The 22,703-nt window shown below is 67.7% G+C and carries 16 protein-coding genes; 3 read left to right on the top strand and 13 right to left on the bottom strand.

What is annotated here, in order from left to right; translation table 11 throughout:
- Window position 1: 1 nt before the first annotated feature.
- Entirely contained in the window at window positions 2-1,279 is a 1,278-nt protein-coding gene (gene nadA, locus ABD683_RS13890) for a quinolinate synthase NadA (RefSeq protein WP_344770548.1), read from the bottom strand.
- Window positions 1,276-1,962, bottom strand: coding sequence for an NUDIX hydrolase (locus tag ABD683_RS13885; protein WP_344770547.1), 687 nt, complete (start codon window positions 1,960-1,962; stop codon window positions 1,276-1,278). The genes nadA and ABD683_RS13885 overlap by 4 nt, the downstream gene beginning before the upstream one ends.
- Window positions 1,963-2,075: 113 nt before the next feature.
- On the opposite strand from ABD683_RS13885, the gene ABD683_RS13880 reads away from it, so the two are divergent.
- The 3 genes from ABD683_RS13880 to ABD683_RS13870 all read left to right on the top strand — a co-directional run bounded on the left by ABD683_RS13880 (window position 2,076) and on the right by ABD683_RS13870 (window position 5,568).
- The gene (locus ABD683_RS13880; RefSeq protein WP_344770546.1) at window positions 2,076-3,242 is read left to right on the top strand and encodes a GNAT family N-acetyltransferase; all 1,167 of its coding nucleotides are present in this window, start codon (window positions 2,076-2,078) and stop codon (window positions 3,240-3,242) included.
- Window positions 3,243-3,352: 110 nt separating this feature from the next.
- Window positions 3,353-3,970: a TetR/AcrR family transcriptional regulator gene (locus ABD683_RS13875; RefSeq protein WP_344770545.1), complete on the top strand. Its 618-nt coding sequence runs from the start codon at window positions 3,353-3,355 to the stop codon at window positions 3,968-3,970.
- Entirely contained in the window at window positions 3,967-5,568 is a 1,602-nt protein-coding gene (locus ABD683_RS13870) for an MFS transporter (protein ID WP_344770544.1), read from the top strand. The genes ABD683_RS13875 and ABD683_RS13870 overlap by 4 nt, the downstream gene beginning before the upstream one ends.
- A 28-nt stretch (window positions 5,569-5,596) precedes the next feature.
- On the opposite strand, the gene ABD683_RS13865 is transcribed toward ABD683_RS13870, so the two are convergent.
- The 11 genes from ABD683_RS13865 to ABD683_RS13815 form a co-directional block, all read right to left on the bottom strand.
- Window positions 5,597-9,010 carry an error-prone DNA polymerase gene (locus tag ABD683_RS13865; protein ID WP_344770543.1) on the bottom strand — a complete coding sequence of 1,138 codons (3,414 nt, stop codon included), beginning with the start codon at window positions 9,008-9,010 and terminating at the stop codon, window positions 5,597-5,599.
- Window positions 9,010-10,518, bottom strand: coding sequence for a DNA polymerase Y family protein (locus tag ABD683_RS13860; protein WP_344770542.1), 1,509 nt, complete (start codon window positions 10,516-10,518; stop codon window positions 9,010-9,012). Before ABD683_RS13860 ends, ABD683_RS13865 begins: the two co-directional genes overlap by 1 nt.
- Window positions 10,518-11,180, bottom strand: coding sequence for a hypothetical protein (locus ABD683_RS13855; RefSeq protein WP_344770541.1), 663 nt, complete (start codon window positions 11,178-11,180; stop codon window positions 10,518-10,520). The genes ABD683_RS13860 and ABD683_RS13855 overlap by 1 nt, the downstream gene beginning before the upstream one ends.
- An 83-nt stretch (window positions 11,181-11,263) precedes the next feature.
- Window positions 11,264-12,976: a dipeptide ABC transporter ATP-binding protein gene (locus ABD683_RS13850; protein WP_344770540.1), complete on the bottom strand. Its 1,713-nt coding sequence runs from the start codon at window positions 12,974-12,976 to the stop codon at window positions 11,264-11,266.
- A complete protein-coding gene (locus ABD683_RS13845; protein ID WP_344770539.1) occupies window positions 12,973-13,947 on the bottom strand; it encodes an ABC transporter permease in 975 nt (324 codons plus the stop codon). Before ABD683_RS13845 ends, ABD683_RS13850 begins: the two co-directional genes overlap by 4 nt.
- A complete protein-coding gene (locus tag ABD683_RS13840) occupies window positions 13,940-14,866 on the bottom strand; it encodes an ABC transporter permease (RefSeq protein ID WP_344770538.1) in 927 nt (308 codons plus the stop codon). The genes ABD683_RS13845 and ABD683_RS13840 overlap by 8 nt, the downstream gene beginning before the upstream one ends.
- 140 nt (window positions 14,867-15,006) lie before the next feature.
- The gene (locus ABD683_RS13835) at window positions 15,007-16,647 is read right to left on the bottom strand and encodes a peptide ABC transporter substrate-binding protein (protein ID WP_344770537.1); all 1,641 of its coding nucleotides are present in this window, start codon (window positions 16,645-16,647) and stop codon (window positions 15,007-15,009) included.
- Between the two features lie 249 nt (window positions 16,648-16,896).
- On the bottom strand, window positions 16,897-17,838 hold the full coding sequence (locus ABD683_RS13830; protein WP_344770536.1) for an electron transfer flavoprotein subunit alpha/FixB family protein: 942 nt from the start codon (window positions 17,836-17,838) through the stop codon (window positions 16,897-16,899).
- A 16-nt stretch (window positions 17,839-17,854) separates the two neighbouring features.
- On the bottom strand, window positions 17,855-18,634 hold the full coding sequence (locus tag ABD683_RS13825; RefSeq protein WP_344770535.1) for an electron transfer flavoprotein subunit beta/FixA family protein: 780 nt from the start codon (window positions 18,632-18,634) through the stop codon (window positions 17,855-17,857).
- Between the two features lie 203 nt (window positions 18,635-18,837).
- Window positions 18,838-20,268, bottom strand: coding sequence for a hypothetical protein (locus ABD683_RS13820; protein ID WP_344770534.1), 1,431 nt, complete (start codon window positions 20,266-20,268; stop codon window positions 18,838-18,840).
- Window positions 20,269-20,299: 31 nt separating this feature from the next.
- Window positions 20,300-22,630, bottom strand: coding sequence for a coiled-coil domain-containing protein (locus tag ABD683_RS13815; protein ID WP_344770533.1), 2,331 nt, complete (start codon window positions 22,628-22,630; stop codon window positions 20,300-20,302).
- Between the last annotated feature and the right edge of the window lie 73 nt (window positions 22,631-22,703).

Raw genomic sequence — 22,703 nt, 5'->3', positions numbered from 1 at the left:
GTCAGTCTCCGATCACGGGAGCAGCTTGGGGCAGTGCAGCGAGCATCCGCTCGAGCGCCACCTTGGCGTGGGTCGCGGTGTCACCGTCGACGATGATCTCGTTGCGGTAGTCCCCCTCGACCAGGCCGTCAAGGGTCCAGGCGAGATAGCCGGGGTGGATGCGATACATCGTCGAGCACGGGCACACGACGGGGTCGAGGCAGAAGATCGTACGGTCGGGGAACTCCGCCGCGAGACGGTTGACCATGTTGACCTCGGTGCCGATCGCGATGGTGTCTCCGGGCTGTGACGCCTGGACGAACTTGCGGATCGCATCGGTCGAGCCCGAGGCGTCGGCCGCATCGACGACCGGCATCGGCGCCTCGGGGTGGACGATGACCTTGACGCCGGGGAACTCCTCGCGGGCCTTGTTGATCTGGCCGACCGTGAAGCGCTTGTGCACCGAGCAGAAGCCGTGCCACAGCAGCACCTTGGCGTCCAGCAGCACCTGCTCGCTGTGTCCGCCGAGCGGCTTGCGCGGGTTCCACATCGGCATCTGGTCCATCGTGATGCCCATCGCCTTGGCGGTGTTGCGGCCGAGGTGCTGGTCGGGGAAGAACAGCACGCGCTGGCCCCGTTCGAACGCCCACTCCAGGACGGTCGAGGCGTTGGACGAGGTGCAGACGATGCCGCCGTTGCGTCCGCAGAACGCCTTGAGCGCCGCCGAGGAGTTCATGTAGGTCACCGGGATGACCGGCTGCTTGCCGTCGGCGTCGGGCTCGGAGCCGTACAGCTCCATCAGCTCCTCCCAGCACGCCTCGACGGTGTCCTCGTCGGCCATGTCGGCCATCGAGCAACCGGCCGCGAGATTGGGCAGGATGACGTGCTGCTCGGGACGAGCCAGGATGTCGGCCGTCTCTGCCATGAAGTGCACACCGCAGAACACGATGGCCTCGGCGTCCGGCATCGTCAGCGCGGCGTTGGCGAGCTGGAACGAGTCGCCCACGAAGTCGGCGTGCTGGATGACCTCGTCGCGTTGGTAGAAGTGCCCGAGGATCACGAGCTTGCTGCCGAGGGCCTCCTTGGCGGCGCGGATGCGTGCATGGAGCTCGTCATCGCTCATCTTCTGATAGACCGCGGGCAGCTGACCCGGTCGTACGACTGGGTCCGGGATGACGTCGTCCTCGGAGCTGCCCGGACCGTAGCCCGGGATCGTGTCGAACTCCCACGGGCCCTTGGCCAGCTCGACGTCGCAGCTCGCTGCGGGGTCGGCGGTGATGATGTCGTGGACGGAGGTCATCTGCTCTCCTCGGTTGAGGGTGCGCTGGCGGCGAACCGGAACAGCGCCGGGGGTCGGTGGCTGGTGCCTTGGAGGCAGTTGCCGGTCGGCACCAGCGTGTTGCTCGCGAGCACCTGCCGGCGGAAGTTGGCAGGATCGAGAGACGTACGAAGCACAGCCTCGTGCACCGCGCGCAGCTCGGCGAGGGTGAACTCGGGCGGGAGAAAGCCGTATGCGATCGGTGTGTAGGTGATCTTGGCGCGCAACCGAGCCAGCGCGTACGCGACGATCTCGGAGTGGTCGAACGCCAGCGGCGGCAGCTCGTCAGCGACGAACCACTCGACGTTCTCGCCGTCGACGGCTCGGGCGACCTCGTCGGGCTGGACCAGCGCCCAGTAGACGATCGAGACGACTCGGTCATCCGGCGAACGGTCAAGGCTGCCGAACGCGTAGAGCTGCTCGAGGTAGTTGGGCGTGAGACCCGTCGTACGTTCGAGGGTGTGCTGTGCACTGGCGGCGAGGTCTTCGTCGGCCTCGAGCGGTCCACCCGGGAGCGCCCACTGCCCCTCATAGGGCTCGCGGATGCGGCGTACGAGCGGCAGCCACAGCGTCACCAGGCCCGTCGTGGGGTGCGGGCGGAGCGCGAAGATCACGGTGGAGACGGCGAGTGAGACTCGCTGGTCGACCTGCGTCTCGATCGTCATGTCCCGCCTCCTGACTTAGTGTCACCACGACTCTAAGCCGGACCTTAAAGTCATGTCAACCTTTAGTGGGCGGGATTTTTCGCACTGTCCGAGGGGTGCGGCAGGATGAACGCGTGGACCTCGAGATACGCCAGCTGACCGACGCCGACATGAAACAGGCGATGCGCCTGGGTGCGGAGAGCTTCGGCAATCCGCCGACTCCTGACGAGGATCTGCCGTCCTCGACCCGCGAAGGTCGCGAGTGGTTCGGCGCATTCGACGGCGGGCTACTGGTCGCCCAAGCGATCAACCGGGAGTTCCACTCGTGGTTCGGCGGCGTGGCGATCGCGACGGCCGGAGTCGCATTCGTCGGCGTCACGGCCGAATACCGCGGGCGCGGGATCCTGCGACCGTTGCTCGACGCCCTGCTCGCCTCGGCACTCGACCGCGGCTCCGTCGTCTCAGCACTGTTCCCCACGGCACCGCGCATCTACCGCGGCCTGGGCTACGAGCGCATCACCGACCTCACCATCGCCAGCATCCCGACGTCGACCCTCACCGGGCTCCCTCGGTCCTCGGCATCCATTCGCCGGGCAACAGCCGACGACCTCGATGCGATCCGCGCGGTCTACGACGCGTGGGCTGCCGAGCAGAACGGCGCCCTCACCCGTACGAGTCCGTCGATGGGTGGTCTCGACGCCGACGGGCTGGCCTCACTCAGCGGCGTGACGGTCGCGGTCGATGGCAGTGGCGCCGTCACCGGCTACGCCGCCTGGAACCGCGGCGAGGGTTATGGCGACGACGCCACGATCGAGGTGCTCGACCTGGTCGCCCGCGATGCCGACGCCTACCGGGGCCTGCTCACAACTCTCGGCAGCTTCTCCGGAGTCGCGCCCACGACGACGATACGCACCTCCGGCGACGACGCCGTACGCCTGCTGCTGCCGACCTCGCACTGGAAGGTCACCTCGTCGACGCCCTACATGCTGCGCGTCCTCGACGTCGATGCCGCACTGTCGCAGCGTGGCTTTCCACGGGCCGTCACCGCCGAGCTGCCGTTCAGTGTCGACGGGCAGACGCGGGTCCTGACACTCTCCGGCGGCACGGGCCAATGCGCGGTCGCTGACCACCAGGACACCCGCGAGCTGACACCGCAGGGTCTTGCCGCGCTCTACGCCGGCGCCCAGTCGTGCGCCAACCTGCGCAGCACGAGCCAGCTCACGGGCGGCGACGTCGCAGACGACGAGACCTGGGATGCCGCCTTCGGCGGTCGCCAGGTGCACATTCTCGACTACTTCTAGGTCAGCATCCGGCCTGTGCGGCAGGTCACATGGAGCCGTGTTGCGCAGGGATGGAACGATGTCGTACCGTCGAATAGTACGAAACAGTTTCGTTCCATCCAGGAGCTCCCATGACCCCGGCAGAAGTAGCAGCCGCCGCCCGACCCCGTGTGGAGGGCGAGCGTGAGCAGGAAATTTTCGACGCGACCCTCGACGTCCTCGCGGAGGTCGGATACGACCGGTTGACGATGGACGCGGTGGCCTCGGCGGCGCGCGCATCCAAGGCCACGCTCTACCGCCGCTGGGACACCAAGGCCAGCCTCGTGCTCGAGGCGCTCCTGGCCCAGAAGGGCCCCATCGAAGAGGCACCCAACACCGGCACGCTGCGCGGCGACCTCATCGCGTCGTACTGCGGCCATGGCGGGCTCGCCGACGAGCGGCAGATCTCGATGTTCAGCAGCGTCATCACCGCACTCGGTCGTGACGCTGAGTTCGCCGAAGGGTTCCGTACGAAGTTCATCGGGCCCAAGGTCGAGCGTTCTCGTCTGCTCTTCGAGCGAGCCGAGGCGCGCGGCGAGATCCGCAGCGACATCGATGTCGACCTGATGGGCGCTGCTCTCGCCGGCATCGTCCTGCACCGCCAGTTCATCCTCGGCGAGTCACCCACGGCCGAGAGCATCACGCATGCGATCGACGAGATCATCCTCCCTGCAGTCCTCCACCCCTCCACCCCCAAGGACAATTCATGACAACGACAGCCACGGTCGAGGAGTCCTCGACCTCCAACGAGAAGCTGGGATGGGCGCTCGTCGTCATCTGCATGGCCCAGCTCATGGTCGTGCTCGACAGCACGATCGCCAACATCGCACTCCCCTACATCGGGCACGACCTCGACATCACCCAGAACAACCTCCAGTGGATCGTCACGGGCTACGCGCTGGCGTTCGGTGGACTCCTCCTGCTGGGTGGACGTCTGGCTGACCTCTACGGTCGTCGCCGCATCTTCATGACCGGCCTCGTCCTGTTCTCGGTGGCGTCCGCGCTGGGTGGTCTCGCCCAGAACGAGGCGATGCTGCTCAGCTCGCGGGCCCTGCAGGGCGTCGGTGCTGCCATGGCCGCTCCCGCAGCACTCGCACTGATCTCGACGACGTTCCCCGCCGGTCCGCTGCGCAACCGTGCCTTCTCGGTCTACGCCGCGCTGTCGGGTGTCGGTGCCGCGATCGGCCTGATCCTCGGTGGCTGGCTCACCGGCCTCGAGGTCAGTGGCCTCGAAGGCTGGCGCCTGACCTTCCTGATCAACGTCCCGATCGGCCTGTTCGCAGCGTTCATCGCCCCTCGATTCCTCAACGAGAGCCAGCCGCAGCGCATCGCGCTCGACATCCCCGGTGCGCTCTCCGGAACGCTCGGCCTCGTGTCGCTGGTCTACGGACTGTCCCGCGCCGGAGACTCACGTTACGGCTGGGGCGACACCGGAACGATCGTCACCCTGGTTGTGGCTGCCATCCTGCTGGTCGCATTCGTGCTGATCGAGCGCAACGTCAAGAACCCGCTTCTCCCGCTCAGCATCTTCGCCAGCCGTGCCCGTGCCACCGCACTGGTCTCGATGATGATCACGCCCGCAGCGATGTTCGCGATGTTCTTCTTCCTGTCGCTGCTGGTCCAGAACGTGATGGGCTACAGCCCACTGCGTACCGGTTTCGCCTTCCTGCCGTTCTGCGTCGGCATGATCGCCGGTGCCACGACGTCGTCGAAGCTGATCGCCAGGATCGACCCGAGGTGGCTGGCTGGTACGGGCACCGTGCTCGCCGGCGTCGCGCTGTTCATGTTCTCGCAGATCACGGTCGACGACAGCGCCGCCAACCTCCTCAGCCTCGCCACCAACGGCGGACACGTCGGAGACGGCATCAACTACTGGACAGCGATCGCCCCGTGGGTCGTGCTGATGTCGTTCGGCATGGGCTTGACGTTCGTGTCGATGATGCTCGTCGCGGTCCACGGCATCCCCGACGAGGACTCGGGCATCGGCTCCGGCGTGCTCAACACGATGCAGCAGGTGGGTGGCGCCATCGGCCTCGCCGGCCTCTCGACCGTGGCCGTCCACTTCACCCGCGACAAGGCGGCCGACATCTCGGCGGCGTTGTCCGGTGGCGGCGGACCTGCTCCGTCGGCCGACGTCCAGCAGCGCATCAGCGACCTGGTCGGTCAGGGCGCGTTCACCTCAGGTGCGACACACGCCTTCCTGGTCGGTGCGTTCATGATCTGGGTCGCCTCCGCAATCGTCTGGATCTTCCTGAACGTCAAGCACCACGAGATCGTCGACGACGTACCAGAGGGCGTCGTCGTCTGATCGAGACAGACCATGCGGCCGCAGCTTCCTACCGGAAGTTGCGGCCGCTGTGTTTGGCCGGGATCGCAGCAGCCGCCTGCGGATAGACCGTCTCGATGCGCTCGAGCTTGTCGGCGACCAGGTTGGTGACGCCTTCGTACCGCTCGAGCTTGCCGCGGATGATCATGCCCGCGGCATTGCGACCCACCCGGCGATAGCGCCTCCACAACGCCTCCGAGCACACGACGTTGAGCATGCCGGTCTCGTCCTCGATGTTGAGGAACGTGACCCCGACCGCGGTCGCCGGTCGCTGCCGGTGCGTGATGAGCCCGGCGACCTTGACCCGGCGTCCCGACTCCGCCGCTGCGAGACCACCGACGGAGTAGATGCCCTCGCTCTCCAGCAGCGGCCGCAGGTGCTCGATGGGATGCGTCTCGGGTGAGATGCGGGTGGCCCAGAGATCGGCCATCGTCAGCTCGACGTCGCTCATCCCCGGCAGCGTCGGGGGCGGCAGGGTCACCGAGGTGCCCTCGAGCTGATCGGCGCGCTCGGCATAGCCGGCGTTCCAGAGCGCCTGACGTCGGGTGATGCCGAAGCCGTCGAACGCTCCAGCCGTGGCGAGCGACTCCATCTGGGCAACCGTCAGCTCCGCCCGGCGTGCCACGTCGGCCATGTCGGCGAAGGGCCGCTCGGCGCGTACGGCGACGATGCGCTCGGCGACCTCGGTGCCGAGACCCTGCACCTCGTCGAGCCCGAGCCGTACGGCGAAGCCACCGTCACGACGGTGCTCCGGCGTCGGATCGGGGGTGCCGCGTACGAACTTCCCCACCGTGGGCTGCACCCGCTCGAGGCACTCATCCCGACCCGTCGGACCTGCCGCGCCCGGTTCGAGGTCGGCCACGGCGCCCGAGTGGATGATGTCGGGACGCAGCACCGTGACGCCGTGATGGCGGGCATCGGTGACCAACGACTGCGGCGAGTAGAACCCCATCGGCTGGTTGCGCAGCAGCGCCGCGAGGAAGGCGCCGGGATAGTGCAGCTTGAGCCACGAGCTGGCATAGACCAGCAGTGCGAAGCTGAGTGCGTGGCTCTCGGCGAAGCCGAAGTTGGCGAACGACTGGATCTTGAGATAGATCGCGTCGGACTCCTCCTCGCTGAGTCCGTGCCCGGCCATGCCCGCGTAGAGCTTCTCGCGCAGTGACTCGATGCGCTCGATCCCGCGCTTGGAGCCCATCGCCCGGCGCAGCAGATCGGCCTCGTCGCCGGTGCAGTCGCCGATCGCGATCGCCATCTGCATCAGCTGCTCCTGGAACAACGGCACACCCTTGGTGCGCTCCAGCACCGGCCGGAGGATCGGGTGCGGATAGGTCACCTCCTCCTTGCCGGTCGCCCGGCGGATGTAGGGGTGCACCGCGCCGCCCTGGATCGGCCCGGGCCGGATCAGCGCGATCTCGATCGCGAGGTCGTAGTAGGAGCGCGGCTGCAGCCGCGGGAGCGTACCGACCTGGGCGCGGCTCTCGACCTGGAACACGCCGATCGAGTCGGCCCGGCACAACATGTCGTAGACCGCCGCCTCCTCCCTGGGGATCGTGTCGAGGTCCAGGTCCTCCCCCAGGTGCTCACGGACGATCTCGAGCGTGTGGTTGAGCGCACCGAGCATGCCGAGGCCCAGCAGGTCGAACTTGACCAGTCCCATCCACTCGCAGGCATCCTTGTCCCACTGCAGGACCGTGCGGTCCTTCATCCGGCCGCGTTCGATGGGGCACACCTCACCGATGGGCCGCTCGGTCAGGATCATCCCGCCCGAGTGGATGCCAAGGTGCCTCGGCGCCTTGATCAGCTGGTTGGCCAGGTCGACGACCTGCTTCGGCACCTCCGACGTCTCGTCGGCCGAGATCGAGCTCCACGCGTCGATCTGCTTCGACCACGCATCCTGCTGGCCGGTCGAGTAGCCCAGCGCCTTGGCGGCATCGCGTACGGCCGAACGCGGGCGATAGCTGATGATGTTGGCGACCTGGGCGGCATTGTGCCGGCCATAGGTCTCGTAGACCCACTGGATGACCTCCTCACGCCGGGCCGAGTCGAAGTCGACGTCGATGTCGGGCTCCTCCTCGCGGGTCGTGGCGAGGAAACGCTCGAACGGCAGGTTGTAGAAGATCGAGTCGACCGCGGTGATGCCCAGTGCGTAGCAGAGCGCGGAGTTGGCCGACGATCCTCGGCCCTGGCACAGGATCTTGCGCCGCTTGGCCTCCTGGACGATGTCGTGGACGATCAGGAAGTAGCCCGGGAAGTCCTTCTCCTCGATCACGGCCAGCTCGCGCTCGATGCGCATCCGCGCCTCGTCGATGTCGTGGGCATAGCGCGTACGGATACCGCGATCGGCCAGCTCACGCAGCCAGCTCATGGCGGTGTGACCCTCGGGGATGCCACGCCTCGGCAGGCGCGGGGTGGCGGCGCGCAGGTCGAAGGCGATCTCGTCGGCGAGCGTCACGCTGTGCTGTACGGCTCCGGGGTAGCGCGCAAACCGCCGCTGCATCTCGGCGCCCGATCGCAGGTGGGCCGCGCTCGAGGTCGGCAACCAGCCGTCCATGTCGGTCAGGCTGCGCCGGGCGCGTACGGCGGCGGTCGCGGCGGCGAGCTGATGCCCCGCGGGCTTGGCGTAGTGCACGTTGTTGGTCGCCACGATCCGCAGCCCATGATCGGCGGCGAGCCCGGCCAGGGTGTCGTTGGTGGCGGTGTCGGTCGGGTAGCCGTGGTCGATCAGCTCGACCACGACGTTGTCGTGCCCGAACAGCGCCGTCAGCCGGTCGAGCTCGCGGGCAGCCGCCTCGCGCCCACCGGCCGCGAGCGCCTGGCGTACGGCACCCTTGCGGCAGCCCGTCAGCACCAACCAGTGGTCACGGCCCATCGCCGAGAGCTCGTCGAGGTCGTAGACGGGACGACCCTTCTCGTCACCGCGGAAGAACGCCTCGGTCATGGCGCCGGCGAGCCGGTGATAGCCCTCGACGCCACGGGCCAGCACCAGCAGGTGGCTGCCCTCGGGATCGGCGACACCGTTCTGCGGTCCGCTCAGCCCCAGGGACAGCTCGGAGCCATAGATCGTCTTGAGAGCTTCTGCGTGGTACTTCTGGGCGATCTCGGCGAACAGCGGTGCCCCGTGGAACCCGTCGTGGTCGGTGAGCGCGAGTCCGTGCAAGCCCAGGGTGATCGCCTCCTCCACCAGCGCATCGGGTCCGCTGGCGCCGTCGAGGAAGCTGAAGTTGCTGTGCGCGTGCAGCTCCGCATAGGGGACGACAGGTCCGTCGGGGCGGCGTACCTGCTCGCCCGGCTCGTACGTCGGGCGCTTGCGTGAGAACCCCGGACCGTCACCGCCATCGGGCATCGGGCGATCGCTGGGCAGCGTACGGCCCGAGAGCCGCCGCTCGAGCTCTCGCCAGGAGATGTCGGGATTGTTCCAACCCATCAGTCGTATCTCGCTTCAGTCCACCACTGGCCGTTCTCGACGATCATCAGCCAGGCACTGCCGTCGACGCCGACGACCTGGAACCGGGCCAGTCGCCGTGACGACGCCTCGTCCCACCACTGCTCGTCGACCGGCCACGGTCCCGCCCACGACGCGACCGGCTGCCAGTCGCTGCCGACGGCTGCCCTGAACCTGGCCGGCTCCCCCGTGACCACACCACGGCCGGTGACCCCGATCGGCTGACCCTCGGCACCGACGACCAGCGCCTCCTGCGGCTCGGCATAGACCGTGGCCGGAGCGGGCGGCGGCAGGCTCCCGGGCCACGGCAGGCCTGCAGGCCTCTTGGCCACGATCCGCTCCCCCCACGGCACCAGGAGTCGCCGATCGGCAGGACTACGCCCACCCTGCACCGACGCCGACACCACCGCCTCGTGGCCGACGATGCTCTGCACCCGGGCCACGCCACGCTCGACCCGCTCGTCGGGCCCCCCACCGAACAGGCTGTCGGCATGATCGCCGAGCGGCTCGGTGACCTCGGGGATGAGGCGCACGGCGTCGACGGGTGCGCGTACGGCGCCATCGGCTTGCAATTGCCATCGGACCCGGTCGATCAGGTCGGTGGCACCGAACCAGCGCGGATGCATCCAGCGCCGGGCCGTCGCCAGCGAGCCGTCGGCGTCGACCTCGATCAGCACCGTCGTGCACACCAGTCCGTGCGCGGCGAGGCCCTGGACGAAGCCCTCGGCGGTGGTGCGCAGGCTGAACGCGATCGGCTCGATCAGCTCGAGCGGTGGCTCCAGCAGCAGCGTCGCGTCGAGCTCTGGTGGCACCTGCCGACGGCCGACCGGCTGCGGGTCGAGTCCGCGAGCCAGCCGGTGCAGCAGCTCACCGTGCGAGCCGAAGCGCGTGTGCACGTCGGCGGCCGGCAGCCCGGCGAAGTCACCGAGGGTCCGCAGGCCCATGCGCCGCAGCAGCCCCACAAGATCTGCATCACCGAGTGCGTCGATCGGGAGGTCACGCAGGAAGTGCGCCGAGCCGCCCCGCGGGATCGCGAGGCTGTCCTGCGCCAGTGCCCGGCGGGCGGCGAGCTCGGCGGCGAACAGTCCGTCGGCGATGCCGATGCGTACGTCCCACACCCCGAGGCCGACCAGCCGCTCGGCGATCACCGCCGCTGCCTCGGCCTCGCCGCCGTAGAAGCGGCTCGGCACCCGCAGCGCGCACAGTCCGGGCCGCAGCGGTGCGACACCGGGACTCAGCGCCTCGATCGCGGTCAGCACCGCCTCGAAGCCACTGGCATCGGCGTCGGCGTTGTAGTCGTGCAGCACCAGGTCGGGGCAGCGTGACTGGGCGTCGCGGCGACGCATGCCACGGCGTACGCCCTCCGCCCGTGCCGCCTGGGAGCACGCCAGCACCAGCCCCCTGTCGAGCACCGCAGCAGGCACCGACGACGGCAGGTCGGCGGCGACGATCGGCCAGTCCGGCGCCCACATCACCATCGTGCGAGACATCAGCTGACGCTCCGCAGCACAGCAGGCTCTCCCGAATCGACCCGGCGGATGGCCAGATCGGCATCAGGCAGCCAGAGTCGTCCCGACCGTGGCGGCGCGGTGCCACGGCGTACGTCGACCGTCACCCGACGGGCTTGCAGGTGGCCGTGACCGCGGCCCAACCCGCCCCACTGGGCATCGCGCATCGACAACCGCGCCTCGCACCGGGGCCAGTCACCCCAGGCGATGAGGATCGCCCCGCGCTGCCGCAGCCGGGCACTGAGGCGGGCCACCTCGCCGTCTGACACGTGGGAGGGTGCCCGCAGGACCACGACGCCGAGCACGTCGACCAGTGCGGCGGTCACCTCGAGCCAGGCGTCACCGGGATCGGGGACCAGGATCGTACGGCGCAGCTCGACGCCGGCTGCTGCAGCCGCCTCGAGCCCCAGCTCCGCCGAGCCGACGATCCCGCACCAGGCGCCGTCGGCCGACGGGCCCGCCATCAGGGCGATCGCCAGGCTCGCCGAATCGACTCCATAGCTCGATCCGGTCTGCAGCTGCAGCAGTCCTGCGAGTGCAGGATGTGTCGCCACCGGCTGGGATGCCGGTCGGCCCTGCATCTGGTTGACGCGCTCACGCAGCTCGCTGAGCGGATCAGATGCAGGTGAGATGGCGACCGTCATTCACCCATCTTCGAACATCTGTTCGAATAGAGCAACCCGCCGAAATGCTTAGTACGTCACTTCGGCGGGTCGGGTGTTGAGACCTATTTGCCCAGCTCGATCGAGGCACCGGGAATCGCGTCGAGCAGCTTGCGCGTGTAGTCCTCGCGCGGGTTGTCGAACACCTCCGACACCGGCGCAGCCTCGACGACCTTGCCGTCCTGCATGACCAGCACGTTGTCAGCGATCTGGCGGACCACCGCGAGATCGTGCGTGATGAACAGGTAGCTCAGGCCCAGCTCGGCCTGCAGGTCGTTGAGCAGCTCCAGGATCTGCGCCTGGACCAGGACGTCGAGCGCCGAGACAGCCTCGTCGCAGATGACGACCTCGGGCTCGAGCGCCAGGGCACGCGCGATCGCGACGCGCTGGCGCTGACCGCCCGACAGCTCGCCCGGGTAGCGCGACATCACGGTCGTCGGCAGTGCGACGCGGTCGAGCAGCTCACGTACGCGGGTCTCTCGCTGCTTGCCGGTGCCGACGTCGTGCGTGCGCAGCGGCTCCTCGATCGACTTGTAGATCGAGTAGAGCGGGTCGAGCGATGCGTACGGGTTCTGGAACACCGGCTGCATCTGACGACGCAGGCGCAGTCGCTCCTGCTTGGTCTTGAGCTCGCGCAGGTCGTGGCCATCGAACAAGACCCGGCCCGACGACGGCGGCAACAGGTCGAGGACCATGCGAGCGACCGTCGACTTGCCCGAACCGGACTCCCCCACGATCGCCGTCGTCGTCCCGCGCTTGAGCTTGAACGACACGCTGTCGACCGCCGTGAACGGAATCTTCTCCCACGGCTTCTTGCCCCGCAGGGAGAACACCTTGGTGAGATCGTCCACCTGGAGGATGTCGGCCTTGCCCTCACCGAACTCGGTCGAGCTGTGCGCGACCTCCGCGGCGATCTCGGCAGCGGTCTGTACGGCCTGCTCGCGCACCTCGGCGCGCGCCTTGATCGACGACAGCCGCTGCGATGCCAGCGAGGGCGCCTTCGACACGAGCCGCTTGGTGTAGGGGTGCTCGGGGTTCTGCAGGATCGCCCGGGCGGGACCCGACTCGACGACGCGGCCGCGATACATCACGACCAGGTGGTCGGCACGCTCGGCGGCGAGACCCAGGTCGTGCGTGATCAGCATGACCGCGACACCCAGGTCGTCGGTGAGCTTGTCGAGGTGGTCGAGGATCTGCTTCTGCACCGTCACGTCAAGGGCCGAGGTCGGCTCATCGGCGATCAGCAGCTTGGGACGTGCCGCCAGGCCCATCGCGATCAGGGCACGCTGGCGCATGCCGCCTGAGAACTCGTGGGGGTACTGACGTGCACGACGCTCGGCGTCAGGCAGGCCTGCCTCCTCGAGGAGCTCGACGACGCGCTTGTCGGCCGCCGCGCCGGTGGCGACACCGTTGGCGACGAGCGCTTCCTTGATCTGCGAGCCGACCCGCCACAGCGGGTTGAGGTTGGACATCGGGTCCTGCGGCACCAAGCCGATGGAGGAGCCGCGCAACGCCAGGATCTCGCCCTTGCCTGCGTGGCTGATGTCCTTGCCCTCGAACTGGATGGATCCGCCCGTCACCTTGCCGGTGCCGGGCAGCAGCCCGATCACGGCATGCGCAAGGGTCGACTTGCCGGAGCCCGACTCGCCGACGATCGCGATGGTCTGCCCCGGGTAGATCGTCAGGTTGGCCTCGTCGACCGCCGTGAGGATCTCCTTGCCGGCGCGGAAGCCGACGCTGAGGTTGTCGACTTTTAGGAGAGGTGCTGAGTCGTTCACTTCTTCCTCGCCTTCGGGTCGAGGGCTTCACGGACGGCCTCACCCAGCAGGATGAATCCCAGGACCGTGATGGCCAGGGTGGCCGCTGGCACGTACATCACGTTGAGGTGCTGGCCGGAACGAACCTGCAGCTGTGCGTCCGACAGGTCGTTGCCCCACGAAGCGACACCCTGCGGAAGTCCGAGGCCCAGGAAGGACAGCGACGCCTCCGCGACGATGAACACGCCGAGCGAGATCGTCGCCGTCACGATCACCGGGGCCAGCGCGTTGGGCACGATGTGGCGACGAAGGTTCTTCATCTTCGAGGCACCGATCGCCGTGGCTGCGTCGACGAACTCGAGATTCTTGATCTCGAGCACCGCGCCTCTCATCTGCCGGGTGATCTGTGGCCAGGCGAACAGGGCCAGGGCCATCACCACCACGAAGACCGATCCCCAGAACCCACGATCGGGGAACGTGTTGTTGAGGACCGAGATCACGACGATGCAGGCGAGCAGCAGCGGGATCGAGAAGAAGATGTCGCTGAAGCGCGAGATCAGCGAGTCGGTGATGCCACCGTAGAAACCGGCGATCGCGCCGGTCACCATGCCGAGGATCGTCGTGAAGATGGTGGTCAGCACGCCGACCGCGACCGAGGCACGCGCTCCGTAGACCGCGTTGGCCCAGACGTCCTCACCCTGCCGGGTGAAGCCGAACGGATGGCCGTCGGACGCGGGACCGAAGCTGTTCTCCAGCTTGGGGGTCGTGTTGGCCGGCACGTCGGTGAAGAGACTCGGGAAGAAGATCATCGCGGCGATCACCGCGAGGATCAGTACGGCGAACCAGAACAGGAACGACGTACGAAGTCGCTTCCAGGCTTCTTTCCATTGGTTTTCAGGAACTTCGTCGACGTTGACCGCGTCGATGGCCCGCAGCGGGGTCTCCTCGATCGGCGCGACGAATCGTTCCTGACCTACTCGGGTCTCAGACATAGCGGATCCTCGGGTCGAGTACGGCGTAGATCAGGTCCACCAGCAGGCTCATGAGCACGTAGACCATGACCATGAACGTCACGATGGCGACGACCGTGGCGGTCTCACCCTTCGCGATCGCCGTGTAGGCGGCGTTGCCGATGCCGGGGACGTTGAAGATGGTCTCGGTGATGATGGCGCCCGCCATCAGCGATCCGAGGTTGATGCCGATGTAGGTGACGACCGGCACCAGCGAGTTGCGGAGCACGTGGTTGCGGATGACCAACCGCTCCGACAGGCCCTTGGCACGGGCCGTACGCACGTGGTCGGCGCTGAGGTTCTCGGCGACCGAGGTGCGAGTCAGGCGGATCGTGTAGGCGAAGTTGGCAATGGCCAGCACGATCGCCGGCAGCAGCAGGTCACCAACGCTCCAGTCGCTTCCGACGGTCGGTGAGGTCCAGCCCAGCTTGACACCGAAGATCAGCTGCATCACGAAGCCGACCACGAAGATCGGGATCGAGATCAGGAGCAGGGAGACGACGAGCGCGCTCGAGTCGAACCAGCCATTGCGTCGCAGGCCGGCGATCGTACCGATGCCGATGCCCAGGACTGCGTCGATCGTGAGCGCCATGAGGGCGAGGACGACGGTGACCGGGAAGGTCTGCTTGATCAGGTCGAAGACGGGTTGACCGGCGAATGTCTCGCCGAAGTTGAAGGTCAGGGCGTTCTTGGCGAACTGGAACCACTGGACGAACAGCGGGTCGTCGAGGTGGTACTGCGCAGCAAGTGCGTCGCGCACCTCTGGGGAGACCGGCTTGTTGCCGGCCAGGTTGAGGATGGGGTCACCCGGTCGCAGCTTCAGCAAGATGAAGAGGATCAGCGTGGCGCCCAGGAATACTGGAATGGTTTGCAGCAACCGCTTGGCGACGTACCACCACATGGGTTGGCCTCCTTGAGTCCGTGGAAGGGCAGATCACGGATGGCGCCACGGTACTCCCCGTGCCGAACCGTCCGCCTGGTAGGCCCGACGAGACGGGGGCAGCCAGGTGGCTGCCCCCGTCCGTTGGTCGGACCTGGCTACTACTTGGTGAGCGCGTAGTAGTCGGGCTTCTGCTTCCAGTTGAACTTGAAGCCATCGAGCTTCTTGTTCGTCACTGCGGTGGCGTTCTGGTACCACAGCGGGATGGCCGGCAGTTCCTTCATGAGGATCGCCTGAGCCTCACCGATCAGCTTGTAACGAGCGTCGCCCTCAGCGGCCGAAGCCTCGGAGATCAGCTTGTCGAAAGCCGGGTTGGTGTAGTCACCGTCGTTCGAACCTGCGCCGGTGGCGTAGATCGGACCGAGGTAGTTGAGCATCGACGGGTAGTCGGCCTGCCAACCGGTACGGAAGGCCGTCTTGATCGTGCGATCAGTGACTTCCTTGCGGAGCTCGTCGAACGTCGGGTAGACCTTCGGCTCGGCGGTGATGCCCAGGACGTTCTTGACCTGGTTGGTCATCGCCTCGGTGAACTCCTTGTTGCCAGCGCCGTCGGCGTTGTAGGCGACGACGAACTTGCCGTCCCACTTGGAGATCTTGTCGGCCTCTGCCCACTTCTTCTTGGCCTCTTCGGCGTTGAAGGTCAGGACATCGTTGCCGGCAACATCTTCGCTCCAGCCGTCGAGCACGGGCGACGTGAAGTCCTTCGCGGGTGTGCGGGCGTTGTTGAAGATCTTCTCGGTGATCTCGGGACGGTTGATCGCCATCGAGATGGCCGCACGACGCAGGTCACCCTCAGCACCATCGAAGTGAGCCAGCTTCTCCGGGATCGTCAGCGACGAGAAGCTCGAGCCGGGCTCGTTGTAAGCCGCGACCTTGTCATCGCTCTCGAACGTGGTGAGCGCACTCGGCGGCACCTGGTCGAGGACGTCGAGGTTGCCGGACTGGACGTCGGTGTATGCCGCGTCGGTTCCGCCACCTGCGTAGAACTTGAACACCAGTCCGCCGTTCTTCGGCTTGTGGACGCCCTTGTAGTCGGGGTTGGGCTCAAGCGAGATCTGCTTGTTGCGCTCCCAGCCGGACTTCGTCAGCTTGTAGGGGCCGTTGCCGATCGGGTGCTCGCCCCACTCCTTGGTGATCTTGCCGTCGGGACCGTAGGCCTTGGCAGGAACCGGGAAGTAGGCCGAGTAGCCGAGACGGAGCGGGAAGTCCGACTCCGCCGACTTCAGCGTGATGGTGAACGTCGTGTCGTCGACGATCTTCAGACCCGAGACCGAGTCAGCACCCTCGACGGTGTTGCCGACGTCGTCGGTGCCCTCGATCGGGTAGAAGAAGTAGTTGTTGAGCTGCTTGTTGGCCGGGTTGGCACCGTAGTTCCAGGCCTTGACGAACGACTCTGCCGTGATGGCCTCGCCATCGGTGAACTTCTGGCCGGACTTGATCTTGACGGTCCAGACCTTCTTGGCTGCGTCGGGCTCGATGGACTCAGCGACCTCGTTGGTGACCGATCCGTCGGTGTTGTAAGCGACGAGACCCGAGAAGAGGTTGTCAAGCGGGTCGCCGCCACCGACTTCGTTGGTGGCCGTCGGGATCAGCGGGTTCTGCGGGTTGGTCCCGTAGACCGTGATGACCGAATCGCTTCCGCCGGACTTGTCGTCGCTTCCGCCGCCGCAGGCCGCCAATGTCAGGCTGCCGACAGCGACGAATGCCACGCCCGCAAGGCGTGTACGCCGAGAGAGTCGCATGGATTCCTCCTGTGATTGTGTGTGCACACTGAAGCGCGCGCCCCCCATTGCTATCACTGACCGTGGCTCACCGAACAGCGCGGAAGGGCTCCGTAATCAAAGTGTTACCAAACTCAGGCGGCCCGGAGTCGACCAGATGACCGTCGAAAGTCAATAGCCCCTGCGGGTCATCTCACCCGATCCTGTCGGGTCAGGACGCACGTACGGCCGGCCCCGTGTGGGACCGGCCGTACGTGTGGGGCTGAGGAATCAGCCCTTGCGCTTCTTGATCTCGTCCGTGGCCTGCGGCAGAACGGTCTTGAGGTCTCCCACGACGCCGAAGTCGACCAGCTCGAAGATCGGTGCTTCGTCGTCCTTGTTGACCGCGATGATCGTCTTGGACGTCTGCATGCCGGCGCGGTGCTGGATGGCACCGGAGATGCCGTTCGCGACGTACAGCTGTGGCGAGACCGTCTTGCCGGTCTGGCCGATCTGGAACGAGTGCGGATACCAGCCGGAGTCGACCGCGGCGCGCGAGGCGCCGACGGCTGCACCGAGCGAGTCGGCGAACGCCTCGACCTCGGAGAAGTCTCCACCGGTTCCACGGCCACCAGCGACCACGATCGCGGCCTCGGTGAGCTCGGGGCGACCCGACTCGGCCTTGGGCTGCGAGTCGGTCACCTTGGCGCCCTTGGCTGCCTCGGAGATGTCGACCGATACGGCCTCAACCGCGCCAGCTCCTGCAGATGCCTCGGGGTTGGCGGAGTTGGGCTTGACCGTGATGACCGCGGCACCCTTGGTGACCTTGGACTGCACCGTGAAGTTGCCCGCGAACACCGACTGGGTGGTCACGCCGTCAGCGGTGACGTCGACGGCGTCGGTGATGAGACCCGACTCGGTCTTGAGCGCGACACGTGCCGCGATCTCCTTGCCCTCGGCGCTCGAGGACAACAGCACGGCTGCGGGCGAGGAGTCTGCCGCGATCTTGGCGATGGCCTCGGCCTTGGGGGCGACCAGGTAATCGGTGTAGGCCGCGTCGTCGAGCTGGTAGATCTTCTCGGCACCGTGCTCGGCGAGCACGGACGGCACGGGCCCGCCACCGAAGTAGACGGCGGACGGCTCACCGAGACGCTTGGCGATCGTCAGCAGCTCGAGGGTGGGCTTGGCAACGGCTCCGTCGACGTGGTCGACGACTACGAGAACTTCAGTCATGGGTTCGGGTTCCTTCTCAGACGAACTTCTTGGAGGCAAGGAACTCGGCGAGCTTGGTGCCGCCGTCTCCCTCATCGGTCACGATCTCGCCGGCAGTGCGCGGCGGGCGGGGCTCGAACGACTCAACCTTGGTCCAGGCGTTGTCGAGACCGACGCTCCCGGCGTCGAGGCCGAGGTCGGCGAGGCTCCATTCCTGGACGTCCTTCTTCTTGGCGGCCATGATGCCCTTGAACGACGGGTAGCGAGCCTCACCCGTCTGGTCGGTGACGCTGACGACGACCTTGCCGGTCGCCTCGATGGTCTGCGCGGCGACGTCGCCGTCACGGCGGATCTTGACCGTGTCACCGTCGACGGTGACCTCGGAGGCGAAGGTGACGGCCGGTACGCCGAGGCGCTCGGCAACCAGCGTGGGTACGACACCCATGCCACCGTCGGTCGAGGTCATGCCGAAGAACAGCAGGTCGTAGTCGAGCTTCTTGATGGCCTCGGCCAGCACGAGCGACGTCGCGAAGGCGTCGGAACCGTGGATCGCATCGTCCTTGACGTGGACGCCGGCGTCGGCGCCCATCTGCAGGGCCTTGCGTATCGCATCGGCTGCGTCGTCGGGGCCGACGGTCAGGACGGTGACTTCGCCCTCTCCGGCCTCGACGATCTGGAGTGCCTGTTCAACGGCATACTCGTCGAGCTCCGAGAGCAGTCCGTCAACGCCGTCGCGGTCGACGGTGTTGTCGGCACTGAACGTACGGTTGGCGGTGGCGTCGGGGACGTACTTGACCGCGACAACGATCTTGGTCACGAGGGACCCTCCTGTGAGTTAGGGGTGCGGATCCACCATCCCACGGCGCGAGGCGCCGGATCGAGGCGGTCCGATGTGATCTGAATGTTACCGAGGCGTAGCAATGCGAGCGAGCCTCAGCGGCATGGGCTAGGTCACATCACGCCATGCGCATCGACCACGCCGAGCTCTCGAGATCGTCGACGGTTGGAGTCGCCGCGAGGTCAGTCGTCCTCGGTGTGCGAGCGCAGGAACGACTGCGCGAACAGGCCGAGGACGAGGTAGCCGAGTGCGCCAAGACCCCACGCGACCAGGGCGTCCTTGCTCTCGCCGTTGACGCCCGAGAACGAGAACAGCCCGCGCAGCGGCCCGACCAGGGCGTCACACACGTTGGACACGACAGTGAACACGCCACCGTCGTCCTGCGGGTTGAGGGCCACCATGAACGCACCGATCGCCAGGATCACGGAGAACACGAATCCGAGGACACCGACCAGGACGGCGATCGTCGGCAGCACGTTGGACCGTGCATTGTCGTCTGCGCCGGCTCCGTCGGCTTCCGCGGGCAGCAGTCGCTGGATCAGCGACTTCTTGGGCTCCCGCGGAGCCTCGACGATGCGGTCATCGGCGCGGTGCGACGACTTCGCCTGTCGGGCCTCCTGCTTGGCTCGTGCCTTGGCCTCAGCCCGCTCACGCTTGGCGGCGGTCTTGGCCTCCTTGGCAGCCCTGGCGGCGTCGGCGTCCGCCTGTGCCGTGCGCTTCTCGGCGTCGGCCTCCGCCTGTGCCGTGCGCTTCTCGGCTTCGGCCTCCTCGCGCGCCGCCTGAGCCGCGGCATCGGCTTCGGCCTTGGCCGCGGCAGCCTCTTCGCGGGCCTTCTGCTTGGCCGCAGCCGCCTCTTCACGGGCCTTCTGCTTGGCCGCAGCCGCCTCTTCACGAGCCTTCTGCTTGGCCGCAGCCGCCTCCTCACGAGCCTTCTGCTTGGCCGCAGCCGCCTCCTCACGAGCCTTGATCTCGGCCTCGCGCTCTTCTTGCTGCTTGCGCAGCGTCTCTTCCTCGTCCTGCTGAAGCTGGCCGGCGACCGCAATTGGACGTTCGTCGCCGGGCGCGTCATCCACATCGGGTTCGACTGGTTCGGTCACTTCTCCACGCGCTGCCCTTATTGCTGCTGCGCGCGCTTCGCGGCGCGCCTCGGCAGACGCCTGACGCTCCAGCTTGGCGTTGAGCTTGGCCTCGGCGCGCGCTGCCTTCGCCTCAGCCTTCTCGGCCTTGGTGCGGGCTCGCCGCTCAGCCGGAGAATCAAGGTCGCCGGACTCGGCCGGCATCTCTTCGACCTGGTCGTCGACGGCGTTCTCGGCTTCCAGCCGCGCGGCCTTGGCGGCAGCCTTGGCCTCGAGTCGCTCCGCCTTTGCGACGGCCTTGGCCTCCAGCCGTTCGGCTCTGGCCGCAGCCTTCGCCTCTTTCGCGGCAGCCCTGGCCTCGGCCTTCTCAGCGGCCCGGGCCGCACGTTCGACGTCCCTCGCCTCGGCGTCGGACTCCTGCGCCTCCGTCGACGCGTCGGGCACAGCGGCCGTCGCGGACTGGCTGTCGGACAAGCTCGCCAGCCCGGCAACGATCGATCCCGCCGTCACCACACCGGCAGCGGGGCTCTCGGACACCGACTCGGCGTCCTCAGATCCGTCTAGGGCGTCACTTTCGTCGGACGATTCTTTTTTTGATCGGGGGGGCGAGGGCCTCAGTCTCGTCGCTCACCGCCTCAGGCACCTGGTCGTCGGCGTGACTCTCGTCGACGAACTCGTCCACCAATGGCGCCGGCTCTGACAATCGCGCCTCGCCGACCGAATGGTTGGCCATCGCGATGTGCGTCTGCGCCACGCGCTCGGCTTCCGCCTCGGCAGCGGCAACCCATTCCAATGCCGTCCGTTCGGCCTCCTGGAGCTTCTCCTCGGCCGCCACGCGGGCCGCGGCGACGGCTTGGCTCAGCCGCTCCTGGGCGTCACGCTTGGACTGCACCGTGACACGCTCGGCCTCAGCCTGCGCCTGGGCGACTCGCGCCTGGGCGTCCGCGACCGACTTGTCGGACAGTCGCTTGGCTTCTGCCTCTGCAGCGGCCACACGATCGGCGGCATCCTTCTCGGCCTGTTCGATCTTCTTCTGGGCATCGAGTCGGGCGGCCTCGACCTCGGCTGCAAGCTTGCTCTCGGTCTCCTTGCGGGACTCCTCGGCCGCCCGTGCCGCCTCGGCCGCGTTCGCGGCGACCAGCTCGGCCTCGGCCTCGGCAACGCGTACCTTCTCTGCCGCCACGCGCTCGGCCTCTGCGAGCTTTGCCGCGGCATCGGCGCGCTCGGCCTCTGCTTCGCGGGCCAGCTTGTCAGCCTCCGCGTTGGCCCGGGCGACGAGCTCATGTGCCTCGTCTCGCTCACGCGCCAGCTCGGCGGCAGCCTCCTCGTGTCGACGAGCCGCCTCGGCAGCCAGGCGATCGGCCTCGAGCTTGGCGGCGACGAGCTTCTCCTCGGCGTCACGCTCGGCGTCAGCCACACGTACGGCGATCGCCACACGCTCTGCAGCGGTCTCCTGCGCGAACTTCTCGGCCTCACGCTTGGCGGCTGCCACGTGGCTCGCCGAGGTCTCCTCGGCTTCGCGGACGATGCGGTCGGCCTGGTCACGGACCTGGGCGAGGCGAGTCTCTGCCTCGGCGCGCTCCTGAGCCAGCTGCTCGAGTGCGGCTTCGCGATCTGCCTTGGCCTTGGCGGAGACCTCTGCGGCCTCGGCGCGGGCTTCCTCGATACGACGCTGCGCATCTGCCTCGGCCTCGGCCAGACGTCGGGTCGCAGCCTCCTGTGCCTGGAGCTCGGCTTCGGCCATACGGCGCTCGGCCGTGGCGCGAGCGTCGGCCTCTGCCGCCTCAGCCAGCCGCTGGGCCTCGGACTTGGCCTCATTGATGCGCTGCTCGGCCTGGCGTTCGGCCGCAGCCTGGGCCGCCGCGACGCGGGCGTCGGCGGCCTCCTGAAGCTCTTGGATCTTGGCGGCAGCAGCGGCACGCTCACGTTCGATGTCGGCGGACACCCGATCGGCCTCGAGGCGAGCTGCGGTCACCCGCTCCGCGGCGGCCTGCTCGGCGGCCTTGAGCTTGGCAGCGCTCTCCTCGCGCTTTGCAGCCTCGTCAGCGGTCAGGCGCGCCGTGACCTCGGCACGCTCACGAGCCGCTTCCTCCATCAGGCGAGAGGCCTCGGCACGCGCCGCGGCGACCCGCTGCTGTGCGGCGGCACTTGCCGCGGCAAGCTTTTCGGCGAACGTCGAGCCCTCGCCCGGCGACGTCGGCAGCGAGAGCTCTTCGCGCTCGGGGATCTCGGGAACATCGTGGGTCTCGGGCGTCGGCTCGGGCTCGGGGGTCGGCTCGGGCTCCGGCTCTGGCTCGTCGGCCAGTCCGGCCGTCACGAGTGCAGGTTCGAGGGCGCCACCGGGTGCTGGCTCGTCAGAGAAGTCGGCGGCGGTCGGAGTGTCGGACCAGGTGATCGTGGGACTCGGGTCCTCCTCGACCACGTCGTGCACGACGGACGGCGGCTCCGGTTGGGCGTTGTCCTGCGCTTCCACGACAGGCTGCGCTTCCTCCAGCACCGGTTCGGCGGGGGCCTGCTCGGGAATCTCCTCGCGATCGGCTGGCGGCGTCCCCACTGCCTCGCGCGCCTCGTCGAGCTTCTCGGCGAGTGACTTGCCGCGGTGCGGCTTCTCCTCACGGCGACGGCCCGACGACTCGGCCTTGGTGACCGCCGACTGCGCCCTGGCAGCGGCGCGCTCCTCGCGGCGCTGCTCCAGGGCTGCCTGGCGCGCGGCACGGGCAGCGGCGCGGCGCTCCTTGGGAGACAGCTCATCGTGTGCGTCGCGAGCCGGGGCTTCCTGGCGCTCGACACGCGGAGACTGCTGGTCGTTGGCCTCTTCCTCGGCCAACATGTCAGCGGCCACCTGCAAGGGGTCAGCCCGCTGGCGATCGACTGGCGAGTTGGATTCTGAGTCGCTCATGACTCCCTTTCGTCGTTGCGTCAGACCAGGCCACACAGGTGTGCACGTCGTTGTTCAGTATGCCCCATGCGTC

The organism is Aeromicrobium panaciterrae, assembly GCF_039537165.1.
GTDB classification, from domain to species: domain Bacteria; phylum Actinomycetota; class Actinomycetes; order Propionibacteriales; family Nocardioidaceae; genus Aeromicrobium; species Aeromicrobium panaciterrae.
The sequence above is the reverse complement of the archived record's forward strand: the minus strand, read 5'-3'. Positions and strand labels throughout refer to the sequence as shown.